10 protein-coding genes are annotated in these 13608 nt (G+C 70.5%); 6 read left to right on the top strand and 4 right to left on the bottom strand.

What is annotated here, in order from left to right; genetic code table 11:
* The first annotated feature begins 121 nt into the window (after positions 1–121).
* The gene (locus ACFVW8_RS17090; protein WP_389690641.1) at positions 122–1114 is read left to right on the top strand and encodes a GlxA family transcriptional regulator; all 993 of its coding nucleotides are present in this window, start codon (positions 122–124) and stop codon (positions 1112–1114) included.
* A 48-nt stretch (positions 1115–1162) separates the two neighbouring features.
* Here ACFVW8_RS17090 and ACFVW8_RS17095 read toward each other — a convergent pair whose 3' ends face one another.
* From ACFVW8_RS17095 to ACFVW8_RS17105, 3 genes are all read right to left on the bottom strand, one after another.
* Positions 1163–2461, bottom strand: coding sequence for a M18 family aminopeptidase (locus ACFVW8_RS17095; protein WP_389690643.1), 1299 nt, complete (start codon positions 2459–2461; stop codon positions 1163–1165).
* A 61-nt stretch (positions 2462–2522) separates the two neighbouring features.
* Positions 2523–3227 carry a hypothetical protein gene (locus ACFVW8_RS17100; RefSeq protein WP_389690645.1) on the bottom strand — a complete coding sequence of 235 codons (705 nt, stop codon included), beginning with the start codon at positions 3225–3227 and terminating at the stop codon, positions 2523–2525.
* A 112-nt stretch (positions 3228–3339) separates the two neighbouring features.
* Entirely contained in the window at positions 3340–5166 is a 1827-nt protein-coding gene (locus tag ACFVW8_RS17105; RefSeq protein WP_389690647.1) for an acyl-CoA dehydrogenase, read from the bottom strand.
* Positions 5167–5314: 148 nt separating this feature from the next.
* Here ACFVW8_RS17105 and ACFVW8_RS17110 point away from each other — a divergent pair, with 148 nt between their 5' ends.
* The 3 genes from ACFVW8_RS17110 to ACFVW8_RS17120 all read left to right on the top strand — a co-directional run bounded on the left by ACFVW8_RS17110 (position 5315) and on the right by ACFVW8_RS17120 (position 8039).
* On the top strand, positions 5315–5755 hold the full coding sequence (locus ACFVW8_RS17110; RefSeq protein ID WP_389690649.1) for an SseB family protein: 441 nt from the start codon (positions 5315–5317) through the stop codon (positions 5753–5755).
* Positions 5756–5906: 151 nt separating this feature from the next.
* Positions 5907–6863: a pirin family protein gene (locus ACFVW8_RS17115; protein ID WP_389690651.1), complete on the top strand. Its 957-nt coding sequence runs from the start codon at positions 5907–5909 to the stop codon at positions 6861–6863.
* A gap of 84 nt (positions 6864–6947) precedes the next feature.
* The gene (locus tag ACFVW8_RS17120; RefSeq protein WP_389690653.1) at positions 6948–8039 is read left to right on the top strand and encodes an AI-2E family transporter; all 1092 of its coding nucleotides are present in this window, start codon (positions 6948–6950) and stop codon (positions 8037–8039) included.
* Between the two features lie 123 nt (positions 8040–8162).
* On the opposite strand, the gene ACFVW8_RS17125 is transcribed toward ACFVW8_RS17120, so the two are convergent.
* Positions 8163–10301 (bottom strand): SpoIIE family protein phosphatase, encoded by a 2139-nt coding sequence (locus ACFVW8_RS17125; RefSeq protein WP_389690655.1) that lies wholly within the window; start codon positions 10299–10301, stop codon positions 8163–8165.
* Positions 10302–10466: 165 nt separating this feature from the next.
* On the opposite strand from ACFVW8_RS17125, the gene aspS reads away from it, so the two are divergent.
* Both aspS and ACFVW8_RS17135 read left to right on the top strand, forming a co-directional pair.
* Positions 10467–12284, top strand: coding sequence for an aspartate--tRNA ligase (aspS, locus tag ACFVW8_RS17130; protein WP_389690657.1), 1818 nt, complete (start codon positions 10467–10469; stop codon positions 12282–12284).
* Between the two features lie 287 nt (positions 12285–12571).
* Positions 12572–13417, top strand: coding sequence for a L,D-transpeptidase family protein (locus tag ACFVW8_RS17135; protein WP_389690659.1), 846 nt, complete (start codon positions 12572–12574; stop codon positions 13415–13417).
* Positions 13418–13608: the final 191 nt, after the last annotated feature.

Consider the following 13608-nt stretch of genomic DNA (forward strand, 5'->3'; position numbering starts at 1 on the left):
GATGACGGGCCCACCGGTTCCGCTGGGCCGCACTCAAGACGCTATGGCCCACCCCGGTGTGTCGGCAATGTCGTCTAACATGCAGAAACCGACACCGGGCGGTGTGCTGGCAGGGAGGCCCATGAGTACCGTCGACCGACTGATCGTCATCGTTCTCTTCGAGGGCGTCGACCTGCTCGACGTCACCGGACCGCCCGAGGTGTTCTCCCTCGCGCGCCGCGAGACGGAGGAGGCGGCGGGCTACGACGTGGTCCTCGCCGCCGAGACGCCGGCCCCGGTCACCACTGCCGCCGGGGTCCGGATCCTGCCCGATCTCACCTTCGGCGACCTCGCGGCGAGGAGCATCGACACCCTCCTCGTGCCCGGGGCGGTGGAGACCGACGACCAGGGGCGCGTGCACCCGCTCACCGACCCGGCCGTGGTGCGGCGGGTGGAAGAGCTCGCCGCGCGCACGCGCCGGGTCACGTCCGTCTGCGTCGGCGCGCACATCCTCGCCGCCGCCGGGCTTCTCGACGGCAAGCGGGCCACCACCCACTGGTCGACGGCACAGCAACTCGCCGCGGATCACCCGCTGGTGGAGGTCGACGCCGATCCGATCTTCATCCGCGAGGGAGACGTGTGGACGGGGGCGGGGATCAGTGCCTGCCTCGATCTGTCGCTCGCCCTCATCGCCGACGATCTGGGCGAGGCCATCGCGCTGCGGGTCGCCAGACAGCTCGTGATGTACCTGAAGCGGCCGAGCGGACAGAGCCAGTTCAGCGTTCCGCTGGAACAGGTCTCCACGACCCGGCGCATCGAGGATCTGCGGCACTACATCATGCGCAACATCGGCGAACCGCTCACCGTCGCGGACCTCGCCGGGCACGGTCACGTCGGCGACCGTCAGCTGACCCGGATCTTCAAGAACGAACTCGGTACGACACCGCACGCCTACATCGAGTCGGTCCGCGTCGAGCGGGCGCGCAACCAGCTCGAATCCACCGACGCCACTCTCGAACGGATCGCGTCCACCTGCGGGTTCGGCACAGTCGACACCCTGGTCAGGGCGTTCCGCCGCAGGCTCGACACGACACCGACCGAGTACCGCCGCCGGTTCAGGACTGGCCCGGAATGACAGCGGTCCCCCTGCCGGACGTCGGCAGGGGGACCGTCAGGAGTGTTGTCAGCCCGCCAGGAACGCCGCCAGCGCGGTCGCCAGCAGATGCGGGTCGTCGGCGCCGCACAGCTCACGGGCGCTGTGCATCGACAGGATCGCCACGCCGATGTCCACGGTCTGGATGCCGTGCCGGGCGGCGGTGATCGGGCCGATCGTGGTGCCGCACGGCATCGAGTTGTTGGAGACGAACGTCTGCCACGGGACGCCCGCCTTCTCGCACGCCGCCGCGAACACGGCCCGGCCGCTGCCGTCGGTCGCGTACCGCATGTTGACGTTGACCTTGAGGATCGGCCCGCCGTTGACGACCGGGTGGTGCGTCGGGTCGTGCCGCTCCCCGTAGTTGGGGTGGATCGCGTGGCCGGTGTCGGAGGAGAGGCAGACGGTGCCGGCGAAGGCGCGGGCACGGTCCTCGTACGTGCCGCCGCGGGCGAACACCGAGCGCTCCAGGACCGTGCCGAGCAGCGGTCCGTCCGCGCCGGTGTCGGACTGCGAGCCGTTCTCCTCGTGGTCGAAGGCGGCCATCACCGGGATGTACGGGAGGTCCGAGTCGGACTGCCCGGCGACGGCGCCGAGCGCGGCGGTCGCCGCGTGCACCGAAAGGAGGTTGTCCATGCGCGGACCGGCCACCAGCTCGCGGTCGCGGCCCAGGTAGGACGGCGGCTCGACGGGGTGCGGCATCAGGTCCCAGCCGGTGATGTCCTCGGCGTCGACACCCGCCTCCTCGGCGACGAACCGGATGAGGTCGCCCTCCTCGACGTCCCCGAGGCCCCAGATCGGCTGCATGTGCTTCTGGCGGTCGAGCTTGAGGCCGTCGGCGTTGGCCGAGCGGTCCAGGTGTACGGCCAGCTGCGGAACGCGCAGCAGCGGCCGGTCGATGTTGACGAGCCGGTGCGTGCCGTCCCGCAGCGAGATCCGTCCGGCGAGGCCGAGATCCCGGTCGAGCCAGGTGTTGAGGAGCGTGCCGCCGTAGACCTCCACGGCGATCTGCCGCCAGCCGTACGCACCCGTGTCGGGCAGCGGCTTCACGCGCAGGTTCGGAGAGTCGGTGTGTGCCCCGACGATCCGGAACGGGGTGTGCGCCTCGGCGCCCTCGGGCACGTACCAGGCCACGATCGCGCCGCCGCGCAGGACGTACTTCCCGCCGCTGGAACCGTCCCAGGCCGCCGTCTCCTCGACCTGCCGGAAACCGGCCTTCTCCAGCCGCGCCGCGGCAGCCGCCACGGCGTGGTACGGGGAGGGGCCGGCCATCAGGAAGGCCATCAGATCGTCGGTGTGCCCGCGGTCGAAGCGGAGGGAAGAACTCATGTTCTTCACTGTAACCAGGCCCGTGACCGGGATTTCACCGTCGTCCACCGGTGCCACGTGACTATCGTCCCGTCAGTGTCGCGGACGGTTTGTCGCCGTCCTGTGCCTGCTGGGCGCGCTCGGCGAACATGGCGGCGAGTGCCTCGACCTGTTCGTCGGGGAGGGCCTTCCGGCCCTGGCTGCCGGTGCCGAAGCCGAGCACGGTCGTCCCGACCCGGATCTGTGTGATGGTGCCGGGCCCGCCCATGCTGCCGACCTCGGCGCGGTTGGCGGTCCGGTCCTGGCCGGGCTCCCCGATCGGCACCGGCACCGCGCCCACGCCGACCCGGTCCCCGCCGTAGTACTCGGCGAGCGCGTCATAGGCGGCGTCGGCCGTCTTCTCGTCCTTGTACGCGAGCGCCCAGAAGTTCAGCGAGGCCGCGTCGGACGTGCGTGCGTACCCCGAGACGCCCCAGAACGTGATCCGGTCGCACGTCGCCGCGTGCTTCTTCTTCGACTTGGTCAGGCAGACCGGCGGCGGGACCTCCGGGTTCCTCGGCAGGGCCGACGGCTCCAGCACGCTCCGCCAGCCCGGCACCGCCTTCGCGTCCGGCATGACCGAGGTGACCTCCGCCTTGCCGAGCGCCTTCGCGTGGCTGTCCCCGCCGGCCTTGCCGCCGCCGCTCCCGTTGCCGGCGCCGCTTCCACTGCCGCAGCCCACGAGCAGCAGCGCCGCCGTGCCGGCCGCCGCGCTCCGTATGCCCCACCGCTTGCCCCGACGACCCATGCGTCAGCCTCCCCCTCGGAACGGACGGCTCAGCGTACCCAGCGGATACGACAGCACCGCCACCCGGAAACCTTCCCGGGTGGCGGTGCGTGGTGAATCCGAGTGCGAGGTCTCAGAACGAGGCCTCGTCCAGCTCCATCAGCGAGTTGTCGACGGCCTCGGCGAGCGCGCGCTCGGCGCCGACGCCCGGCAGGACGTTCGCGGCGAAGAACTTCGCGGCGGCGATCTTGCCCCGGTAGAAGGCGACGTCCTTCGCGGCGGCGGCCGGCAGCTTCTCGGCGGCCACGGCCGCGCCCTTGAGCAGCAGGTAGCCGACGACGACATCGCCGGAGGCGAGCAGCAGGCGGGTGGTGTTCAGGCCCACCTTGTAGATGTTGTTCACGTCCTCGCCGGTCGCGGTGAGGTCGGTGATCATCGTGCCGACGATCGCCTCCAGGTCCACGGCCGCCTTGGCGAGCGAGTCCAGCGCGCCGGACAGTTCCTCGTTGCCCTGGGCGCCCGCGAGGAACTTCTTGATCTCCTCGGAGAGCGTGTTGAGCGAGGCGCCCTGGTCGCGGACGATCTTCCGGAAGAAGAAGTCCTGGCCCTGGATGGCCGTCGTGCCCTCGTACAGCGTGTCGATCTTGGCGTCACGGATGTACTGCTCGATCGGGTACTCCTGGAGGTACCCGGAGCCGCCGAACGTCTGGAGCGACTGCGCCAGCTGCTCGTAGGACTTCTCCGAGCCGTAGCCCTTCACGATCGGGAGCAGCAGGTCGTTCAGGCCGTGCAGCGCCTTGGCGTCCTCGCCCGCGGCCTCCTTCTCCTGGATCGCGTCCTGGACGGAGGCGGTGTAGAGCACGAGGGAGCGCATGCCCTCGGCGTACGCCTTCTGCGTCATGAGCGAGCGGCGCACGTCGGGGTGGTGCGTGATGGTGACCTTGGGGGCCGTCTTGTCCATGAACTGCGACAGGTCGGTGCCCTGGACGCGCTCCTTGGCGTACTCCAGCGCGTTGAGGTAACCGGTCGAGAGCGCCGCGATGGCCTTCGTGCCGACCATCATGCGGGCGAACTCGATGATGCGGAACATCTGGCGGATGCCGTCGTGCTTGTCGCCGATCAGCCAGCCCTTGGCGGGGTGCTGGTCGCCGAACGTCATCTCGCACGTGTTGGACGCCTTGAGGCCCATCTTGTGCTCGACGTTCGTCGCGTACACGCCGTTGCGCTCGCCCAGCTCGCCGGTCGTCCAGTCGAAGTGGAACTTCGGGACCATGAAGAGCGAGAGGCCCTTGGTGCCCGGTCCGGCGCCCTCGGGGCGGGCCAGCACGTAGTGGATGATGTTCTCGGACATGTCGTGCTCGCCCGAGGTGATGAAGCGCTTCACACCCTCGATGTGCCAGGAGCCGTCCTCCTGCTCGACGGCCTTCGTGCGGCCCGCGCCGACGTCGGAACCGGCGTCCGGCTCGGTCAGCACCATCGTCGAGCCCCACTGCTTCTCGACGGCGATCTCGGCGATCTTCTTCTGTGCCTCGTTGCCCTCGTCGAAGAGGATGCCGGCGAAGGCCGGGCCGGAGGAGTACATCCACACGGCCGGGTTGGCGCCGAGCAGCAGCTCCGCGTAGCCCCAGATCAGGGAGCGCGGCGAGGTGGTGCCGCCGATCTCCTCGGGCAGGCCCAGGCGCCAGTACTCGGAGTCCATGAAGGCCTGGTACGACTTCTTGAAGGTGTCCGGGACCGGTGCGGTGTTGGTCTCCGGGTCGAAGACCGGCGGGTTGCGGTCGGCGTCGGCGTAGGAGTCGGCGAGCTCGTTCTCCGCGAGGCGGGCGACCTCGTCGAGGATGCTCTTCGCGGTCTCGACGTCCATCTCCGCGAACGGTCCGGTGCCGTACAGCTTGTCGCGCCCGAGGACCTCGAAGAGGTTGAACTCGATGTCGCGGAGATTCGACTTGTAGTGCCCCATGGGAAGGCTCCGTAATCAATAGCAGTGGCGCGCAGCGCCCCGTGGAGGGGTGGCCCGGACTTATCAGCTGACCCCTACGATGATGCTACCCGTCAGTAATAAGACGCAACCCCTCAAGGCACAGATGTGTCCGATTACTCTTTGCCTCATGTACGGCTACGACCAGAATCAGGGCGCACAGCAGCCGATGGGTGGCGGCTACGGCGAGCAGCCGCTGTATCCCGAACCCTCGCCGCCCTCGCTGGGCGACGCGGTACGGGCCTTCACGACCGGCTCGCTGGCCGCCGAGGACTTCCAGCAGATCTTCGCGACGTCGAAGGTCTACTGCCCGCGCGGCGACAATCCGGGCTTCCTCGCGCTGCACAACACCCAGCAGCCGGTGATCCCCATGTTCAGCACGCTCAAGGAGCTGCGGCTCTACGCGGGCAAGGAGTCCAAGTACTTCGTGATCACCGGCGCCGAGGTGATCGATCTGCTGCCCACCGGCTACGGCTTCGTCCTCGACATGGAGGGCGAGCACCGGATGGTCTTCGACGCCAAGGCCGTGGAGCAGATGGTCGACTTCGCGATGCGCCGTATGTACGGCTGACCGTCGCCCAGATCCCTCGGAAGGGGCCCGTACCGCTCGGCGGTACGGGCCCCTTTGCGCTGCCGTGGGCGGCGCGGGAATGGAAGCCGCCTTGCGGGATGTTCACCATTCAACTAAATTGATCGCAGGACGATCCCCGGAGGTGGCTCCCATGCCCGCAGTGACTGTCGAAAACCCGCTGACCCTGCCCAAGGTCGCCGCCTCGGGCGACGCCGTGGCCCGGCCCGTGCTCGCCGTGACCACGGCGCCGAGCGGATTCGAGGGCGAGGGATTCCCCGTGCGCCGCGCCTTCGCGGGGATCAACTACAAGCACCTCGACCCGTTCATCATGATGGACCAGATGGGTGAGGTGGAGTACGCGGCCGGTGAGCCGAAGGGCACGCCCTGGCACCCGCACCGCGGCTTCGAGACCGTCACCTACCTGATCGACGGCACCTTCGTGCACCAGGACTCCAACGGCGGCGGCGGCACCATCCAGAACGGCGACACCCAGTGGATGACGGCCGGGTCCGGGCTGCTCCACATCGAGGCCCCGCCGGAGTCGCTCGTCATGTCGGGCGGCCTCTTCCACGGCCTCCAGCTCTGGGTCAACCTGCCCAAGGCCGACAAGATGATGGCCCCGCGCTATCAGGACATCCGCGGCGGCCAGGTCCAGCTGCTCGCCTCCCCGGACGGCGGCGCGCTGCTCCGGGTGATCGCGGGAGAGCTCGACGGCCACGAGGGCCCGGGCGTCACCCACACCCCCATCACGATGATCCACGCCACCGTGCGCCCCGGCGCCGAGGTGACCCTGCCGTGGCGCGAGGACTTCAACGGTCTCGCCTACGTGCTCGCGGGCCGCGGCACCGTGGGCGAGGAGCGCCGGCCCGTCCACATGGGCCAGACCGCCGTCTTCGGTGCCGGCTCCTCGCTGACCGTCCGCGCGGACGAGCAGCAGGACGGCAACGCCCCGGAGCTGGAGGTCGTCCTCCTCGGCGGGCGCCCCATCCGGGAGCCGATGGCCCACTACGGGCCGTTCGTGATGAACAGCCAGGCCGAACTGAAGCAGGCCTTCGAGGACTTCCAGGCCGGCCGCCTCGGCACCGTGCCCGCCGTCCACGGCATGTGAGCCCCGCCGCCGTCGGGTGACGGTTCGTCACTCGTACGGCGGCGCAGGCGGGACACCGCCCCCGCGGCGTGATCGGGTGGGAGGGTGCAGAACCGGAAGCCCCTCCTGCCCATCGGCGCACGGCGCCTGGCCGCCTGGTGCGGTGTCGTCCTGCTGGTCGCCGGTGTCGCCGCCGTGGTCATCTGGCTGTGCATCGCCCTCAAGACCGCCGTCACCCCCGTCCTGCTCGCGCTGCTCGGTACGGCGCTGCTCGGTCCGGTCCACCGCAGGATGACCGCGCACGGGGTGAACCGCTCGGTGGCGGCCGGCCTCACCTGCGCCCTGCTCGTCGCGGTGGTCGGCGGCGCCGGCTACATCGTCGTCACCGCGCTCATCGACACCGGCGACCAGATCGTCCAGTCGCTGAAGGACGCCGGCCAGTGGGTCGTCGACCACTTCGGGGTCGCGGGCAACACGAACGTGGACGACCTGGCCAGCAACGCCAAGAAGCTCGTCGAGAAGTTCGGCGCGAGCGCCGCGGGCGGGCTGCTGACCGGCATCAGTCTGATCGGTTCGCTCGTCGCCACGAGCGTGCTCGCACTCCTGCTGACCTTCTTCTTCCTGCGCGACTCCGACCGGGCCGCGCACCTCGCGCACGCCATCGCGCCGCGCGGCGCCGGCGATCTGGTCGAGGCCATGGGCCGGCGGGCCTTCGAGGCGGTCGAGGGCTTCATGCGCGGGACGACGTTCATCGCGCTCATCGACGCCGTCTGCATCACGGTCGGTCTGCTGATCCTGCGGGTGCCAGGTGCGGTGGGTCTTGGCGCGCTGGTGCTGGTCGGCGCCTACATCCCGTATCTCGGGGCCTTCATCTCCGGCGCCGTGGCGGTACTGGTGGCGCTCGCGGACCGGGGTTTCGTGATCGCGCTCTGGGCGCTCGGAGTCGTGCTCGCCGTGCAGGTGCTGGAGGGACACGTCCTGCAGCCGATGATCCAGAGCCGTACGGTCCAGATGCACCCCGCCACCATCATGATCGCGCTGACGGCGGGGGCGAGCGTGGCGGGGCTGCTGGGGATGCTGCTCGCGGTCCCGGTGTGCGCGGCGGCCTTCGGCATCCTCGGCGAACTCCGCAACGGCCGGCTGCCCCCGACGGGCGAGACGGAACCCACCCAGGACCCGCCCCCGCAGCCCGCCTGACCCGCCACCGATCCGGGCATCCCGTCGATCCGGGCATCCCCTCCAGCCTGTACGGCGTTTGAGGACGGAATCCTTGTGCCCGGGGGCCCGCGCAGACCGCCCCCGTAACGCCCGGTCCCCCGGCTACGGCTCCGGGAAGCGAACCGGGTCCACCTCCGTCACCTCGGCCAACTCCACCGGCTCCGCCGACTCGTACAGCTCGAACCAGATCGACTTCCCCTCCCCCCGCGGATCCACCCCCCACGCATCGGCGAGCATCTCCATCAGCACCAGCCCCCGCCCGCTGGACGCCATCTCGCCGGGCCGCCTTTTGTGCGGCAGCTCGTCGCTGCCGTCGGCCACCTCCACCCGCAGCCGCCGCTCCCCGTGTTCCCCGCTGACCTGCGCGATCAGCAGCGCGTCGCCGTCCGTGTGGACCAGCACGTTCGTGGCCATCTCGGAGATCATCAGCACCGCCGAGTCGACCTGCTCCGGGTCCGCCCAGTCGTGCAGCATCTCGCGCACCTGCTGCCGGGCCGCCGAGATCCGCTCCGGCTCGGCCTGGGCGATGGTCAGCGCGGTCCGCCGCGGCGCGGTGTGCCGGGTCGCGGCGGCCTCGCGGCGCAGCAGCAGCACCGCGATGTCGTCCTCGCGCCGGTCCGCGAGCGGGCCCGTCGTGTAGTGCGAGGTCGGCCCGTGCACCGCCTGCACGAGCGCGTCCGCGAGCTTCTCCAGGTCACTGGTGTGCCGCTCCAGGATCGGCCGCAGCCGGACCCAGCCGGTGGCCAGGTCGTGGCCGCCGGTCTCGATCAGCCCGTCCGTGCAGAGCATGATCGTTTCTCCGGCCTCCAGTACGACCCGGGTCGTCGGGTAGTCCGTGTCCGACTCGATGCCCAGCGGAAGCCCGCCCGCGGTCTGCCGGATGACCGCGGTGCCGTCGGCGGTCATCACCACGGGGTCGGGGTGCCCGGCCCGGGCGATGTCGAGGATTCCGGTGTCCGGGTCCGCCTCCGCGTACAGACATGTCGCGAAGCGTGGTCCCGTGTGCTCCCCGTCCTCGTGCGCGTCGGTCAGCCCGGAGAGGAAGCGCGAGGCCCGCGAGAGCACCGCGTCCGGGCGGTGCCCCTCGGAGGCGTACGCGCGCAGGGCGATCCGCAACTGGCCCATCAGCCCCGCGGCCCGCACATCGTGCCCCTGGACGTCACCGATGACCAGGGCGATGCGGCCGCTGGGCAGCGGGATCATGTCGTACCAGTCGCCGCCCACCTGGAGTCCGCCCCCGGTCGGCACATAGCGTGCGGCCACCGTCATCCCCGGGAGGCCGGCCACCAGGGACGGCATCATCGTGCGCTGGAGCCCCTCGGACAGCTCCCGCTCGGTCTCGGCGACCCCGGCCCGGGCGAGCGCCTGCGCGAGCATCCTGGCCACGGTCGTCAGGACCGACCGCTCGTCCGGCGAGAACGACACCGGATGCCGGAAGCCGGCCATCCAGGCGCCCATCGTGCGCCCCGCGACGATCAGCGGCAGAAAGGCCCAGGAGCGGCGCCCGAACCGCCGGGCCAGCGGCCAGGTGGCCGGGTAGCGGCGGTGGTAGTCATCGGGGCTGGCCAGATAGATCGCCCGGCCGGTCCGTACGACCTCCGCGGCCGGGTAGTCGGTCTCCAGCGGCATGTCGGTGAACGGGCCCTCGTCCCCCGTGTTGTGCCCGTGGTGCCCGACGATCGTCAGCCGTTCGCCCTCGACCCCGAAGACCGCCAGCCCCTCCGGCGAGAAGCCCGGCATGGAGAGCGAGTAGGCCACCCGCAGCACTTCCTCCGTCGACCGCGCCTCGGCCAGTGCCCGCCCCGCGTCCAGCAGGAACGCCTCCCGGGACCGCCGCCAGTCGCCGGTGATCTCGGTGTGCGCGCCGGTGGTGCCGGGCTGTGGCTCCGCGACCTCCTGGAGCGTGCCGACCAGGAGGTAGTCCACATCGCTGCCGTCGGCCGGCGGGAGCGGCTTGGAGCGGCTCCGTACGGTACGCAGCACCCGCCCGCGTTCGTCCACGATCCGCAGCCGGGCCTCGGCGAGCGTGCCCTCGGCCACGGCCAGGTTGACGACCCCGTAGACCTCGTTCCAGTCGACGGGGTGGAAGCGGGAGCGCACCTCCGACTCACGGAAGACGCCTGCCGCGGCGGGCAGCTCCAGCAGCCGGGCCGCCTCCGCGTCGAGCGTGACCGTCCCGGCCCCGTTGTCCCAGCGCCAAAGACCGGTCGCGGTCGCGGCCAGGACATCCTCGGTGCGCATTGCCCCACTTTAGGAAGATGTACGCCGCAAACGCCACCGAGGGCCATGCCCGCCCGGGCCTCTTGACGATCTTTCCGGGGACCATGGCAATGAAACGGTCCGGTCGCGGGCGGTAGCCTGGGGTGGCTGTGACCGCCCCCAACCGCGAAGACTGGATGAACGACGATGCATCGGTACAGGTCCCACACCTGCGGCGAGCTCCGCGCCTCTGACGTCGGCACCGACGTCCGGCTGAGCGGCTGGCTGCACAATCGCCGAGACCTGGGTGGCATCCTCTTCATCGATCTGCGCGACCACTACGGCCTGGTGCAGCTCGTCGCCCGCCCCGGCACCCCCGGCAACGACGCCCTGGCGAAGCTCACCAAGGAGACCGTCGTACGGATCGACGGCAAGGTCTCCGCCCGCGGCGCCGACAACGTCAACCCGGAGCTCCCGACCGGTGAGATCGAGATCGAGGTCACCGAGGTCGAGGTGCTGGGCGAGGCCGCCCCGCTGCCGTTCACGATCAACGCCGAGGACGGGGTCAACGAGGAGCGGCGCCTGGAGTACCGCTTCCTCGACCTGCGCCGCGAGCGCATGCACCGCAACATCATGCTGCGCTCCTCCGTGATCGCCTCGATCCGCTCGAAGATGGTCGCCCTCGGTTTCAACGAGATGGCGACGCCGATCCTCACCGCGACCTCTCCCGAGGGCGCCCGTGACTTCGTCGTCCCGTCCCGGCTGAACCCCGGCAAGTTCTACGCACTGCCGCAGGCCCCGCAGCAGTTCAAGCAGTTGCTGATGATCTCCGGCTTCGACCGCTACTTCCAGATCGCGCCGTGCTTCCGCGACGAGGACGCCCGCGCGGACCGGTCGCCCGGCGAGTTCTACCAGCTCGATGTCGAGATGTCGTTCGTCGAGCAGGAAGACGTCTTCCGCCCGATCGAGAAGCTGATGACCGAGCTCTTCGAGGAGTTCGGCAACGGCCGCCACGTCACCTCGCCGTTCCCGCGCATCCCGTTCCGCGAGTCGATGCTGAAGTACGGCAACGACAAGCCGGACCTGCGCGCCAAGCTGGAACTGGTGGACATCTCCGACGTCTTCGCGGACTCGGAGTTCAAGGCCTTCGCCGGCAAGCACGTCCGCGCCCTCCCGGTGCCGGACACCGCGGGCCAGTCCCGGAAGTTCTTCGACGGCCTCGGTGACTACGCCGTCGAGCACGGCGCCAAGGGCCTCGCCTGGATCCGGGTCGGCGAGGACGGCAAGCTGGCGGGCCCGATCGCCAAGTTCCTCACCGAGACGGACGTCAAGACGCTCACCGAGCGGCTCTCCCTCGTCCCCGGCCACGCCGTCTTCTTCGGCGCCGGCGAGTTCGACGAGGTCTCCAAGATCATGTCCGTCGTCCGTGTCGAGGCCGCCAGGCGTGCCGGTCACTTCGAGGACGGCGTCTTCCGGTTCTGCTGGATCGTCGACTTCCCGATGTACGAGAAGGACGAGGACACCGGGAAGATCGACTTCTCGCACAACCCCTTCTCGATGCCCCAGGGCGGACTGAAGGACCTGGAGGAGAAGGACCCGCTGGACATCCTCGCCTGGCAGTACGACATCGTCTGCAACGGCATCGAGCTGTCCTCCGGCGCCATCCGTAACCACGAGCCCGAGCTGATGCTCAAGGCCTTCGAGATCGCCGGTTACGACCGCGAGACCGTCGAGCAGGAGTTCGCGGGCATGCTCCGCGCCTTCCGCCTCGGCGCCCCGCCGCACGGTGGCATCGCCCCGGGTGTCGACCGCATCGTGATGCTGCTGGCCGACGAGCCCAACATCCGCGAGACGATCGCCTTCCCGCTGAACGGCAACGCTCAGGACCTGATGATGGGTGCGCCGACGGTGCTGGACGAGACCCGCCTGCGCGAGCTGAACATCCAGCTCCGCAAGCCGGCCGCGCCCGCGAAGGAGAAGGCCGAGGCCACGGACTCGGTGGTGCGGGACACCGGCGCGAAGTAGGCGTCAGCGGTTCCTCCTCGGTTCCACTTCGGTTCCACGTGAAACAGCCCCCGGCCGACCGGCCGGGGGCTGTTTCACGTCCTGGCGGGAGCTGCCCACGTCTGGGCTGCGGGCATACAAGTACACGAATCACCTGAACGGGTACAGCCGGATGGCCCCGGCGCCGGATTGGCCGGTCCCGGCTGCGGCAAAGACTGCCTGGGCCGACATCGGTTCAGCGGACCCCAGCCCAGGCCGTGTCCGCCAAGCCCCCGCGGCTTCGCCACCGACTGCTGAGGAGCTCCTCCGTGTCCGTGCCCCGTTCGTGCGTGCCCCTGCGGCTGCCGTACGTCGTCTGTGCCGTCCTCGTCCTGCTGCTGACCGGGTGCGGATCGGGCGGCATCTTCGGTACGGGGGACAGTGCCGCCCGCAAGGGGACCTCGGGCGCCTCCGGCGTCCCCGGCCCGCCCGGGGCCGTGGCGTCGCCGCCCGTGGCGTCCCCCGTGCCGTCGTCGGCCGGACCGGCTGCCGCGCGGCCCAGACCGTCGCCGGCCCCGCCCCGTGAGATCCCCGGGCTCGGCCCGCGGACCAGGGCGGCGATCCCGGCCGGCACCCGTCAGGCGTTCGTCGTCACTGGGGAGTCCGTGGACTCCAACCAGTCCACCGCCGTGCTCTACACACGCAAGGGGCCCGCCGCGGACTGGCGGGCCGCCATGGCTCCCTGGCCCGCCCACAACGCCCTGAACGGCTGGACGGCCGAGCACTGGGAGGGTGATCTCCGCTCACCCGTGGGCGTCTTCACGCTGACCGCGGCGGGCGGCCGGCTCGACCCCCCGGTCACGGCGTTCCCGTACGACCTGAACCGGGACTTCAAAGTGGCGGGCGAGGGCTTCTACGGGGAGCCGCTGGAAGGTTCCTTCGACTACGTGGTCGCCATCGACTACAACCGCGTCCCCGGCACCTCCCCCCTGGACCACACCCGCCCGCTCGGCCCGGAGCGCGGCGGCGGCATCTGGATCCACGTCGATCACGGGGGCCCCACCCAGGGCTGCGTGTCGATCACCGAGGACCGGATGAAGGAGCTGCTGGGCCTGCTCGACCCGGCCCAGGACCCCGTCATCGTGATGGGGGACGCGGCGTCGCTCCTGCGCTGACAGGGCCCGGGGGCCGTCACCCCGGACCGGGGTGCGGGGTTCCGTCCTCAATCGCCGGACGGGCTTGATTTGGTGCCCCGTGGGGTGCGCCTTGCCCGGTGGGTGGGGGGCGGTGCCCCTCCGGGGCGTCTCCTCAAAAATGGCGTGTTCACCCGGGTCCGAGAGGGACCCGGGTCGTACGCCATTTCCTG

The organism is Streptomyces sp. NPDC058221 (assembly GCF_042882365.1).
Lineage (GTDB): Bacteria > Actinomycetota > Actinomycetes > Streptomycetales > Streptomycetaceae > Streptomyces.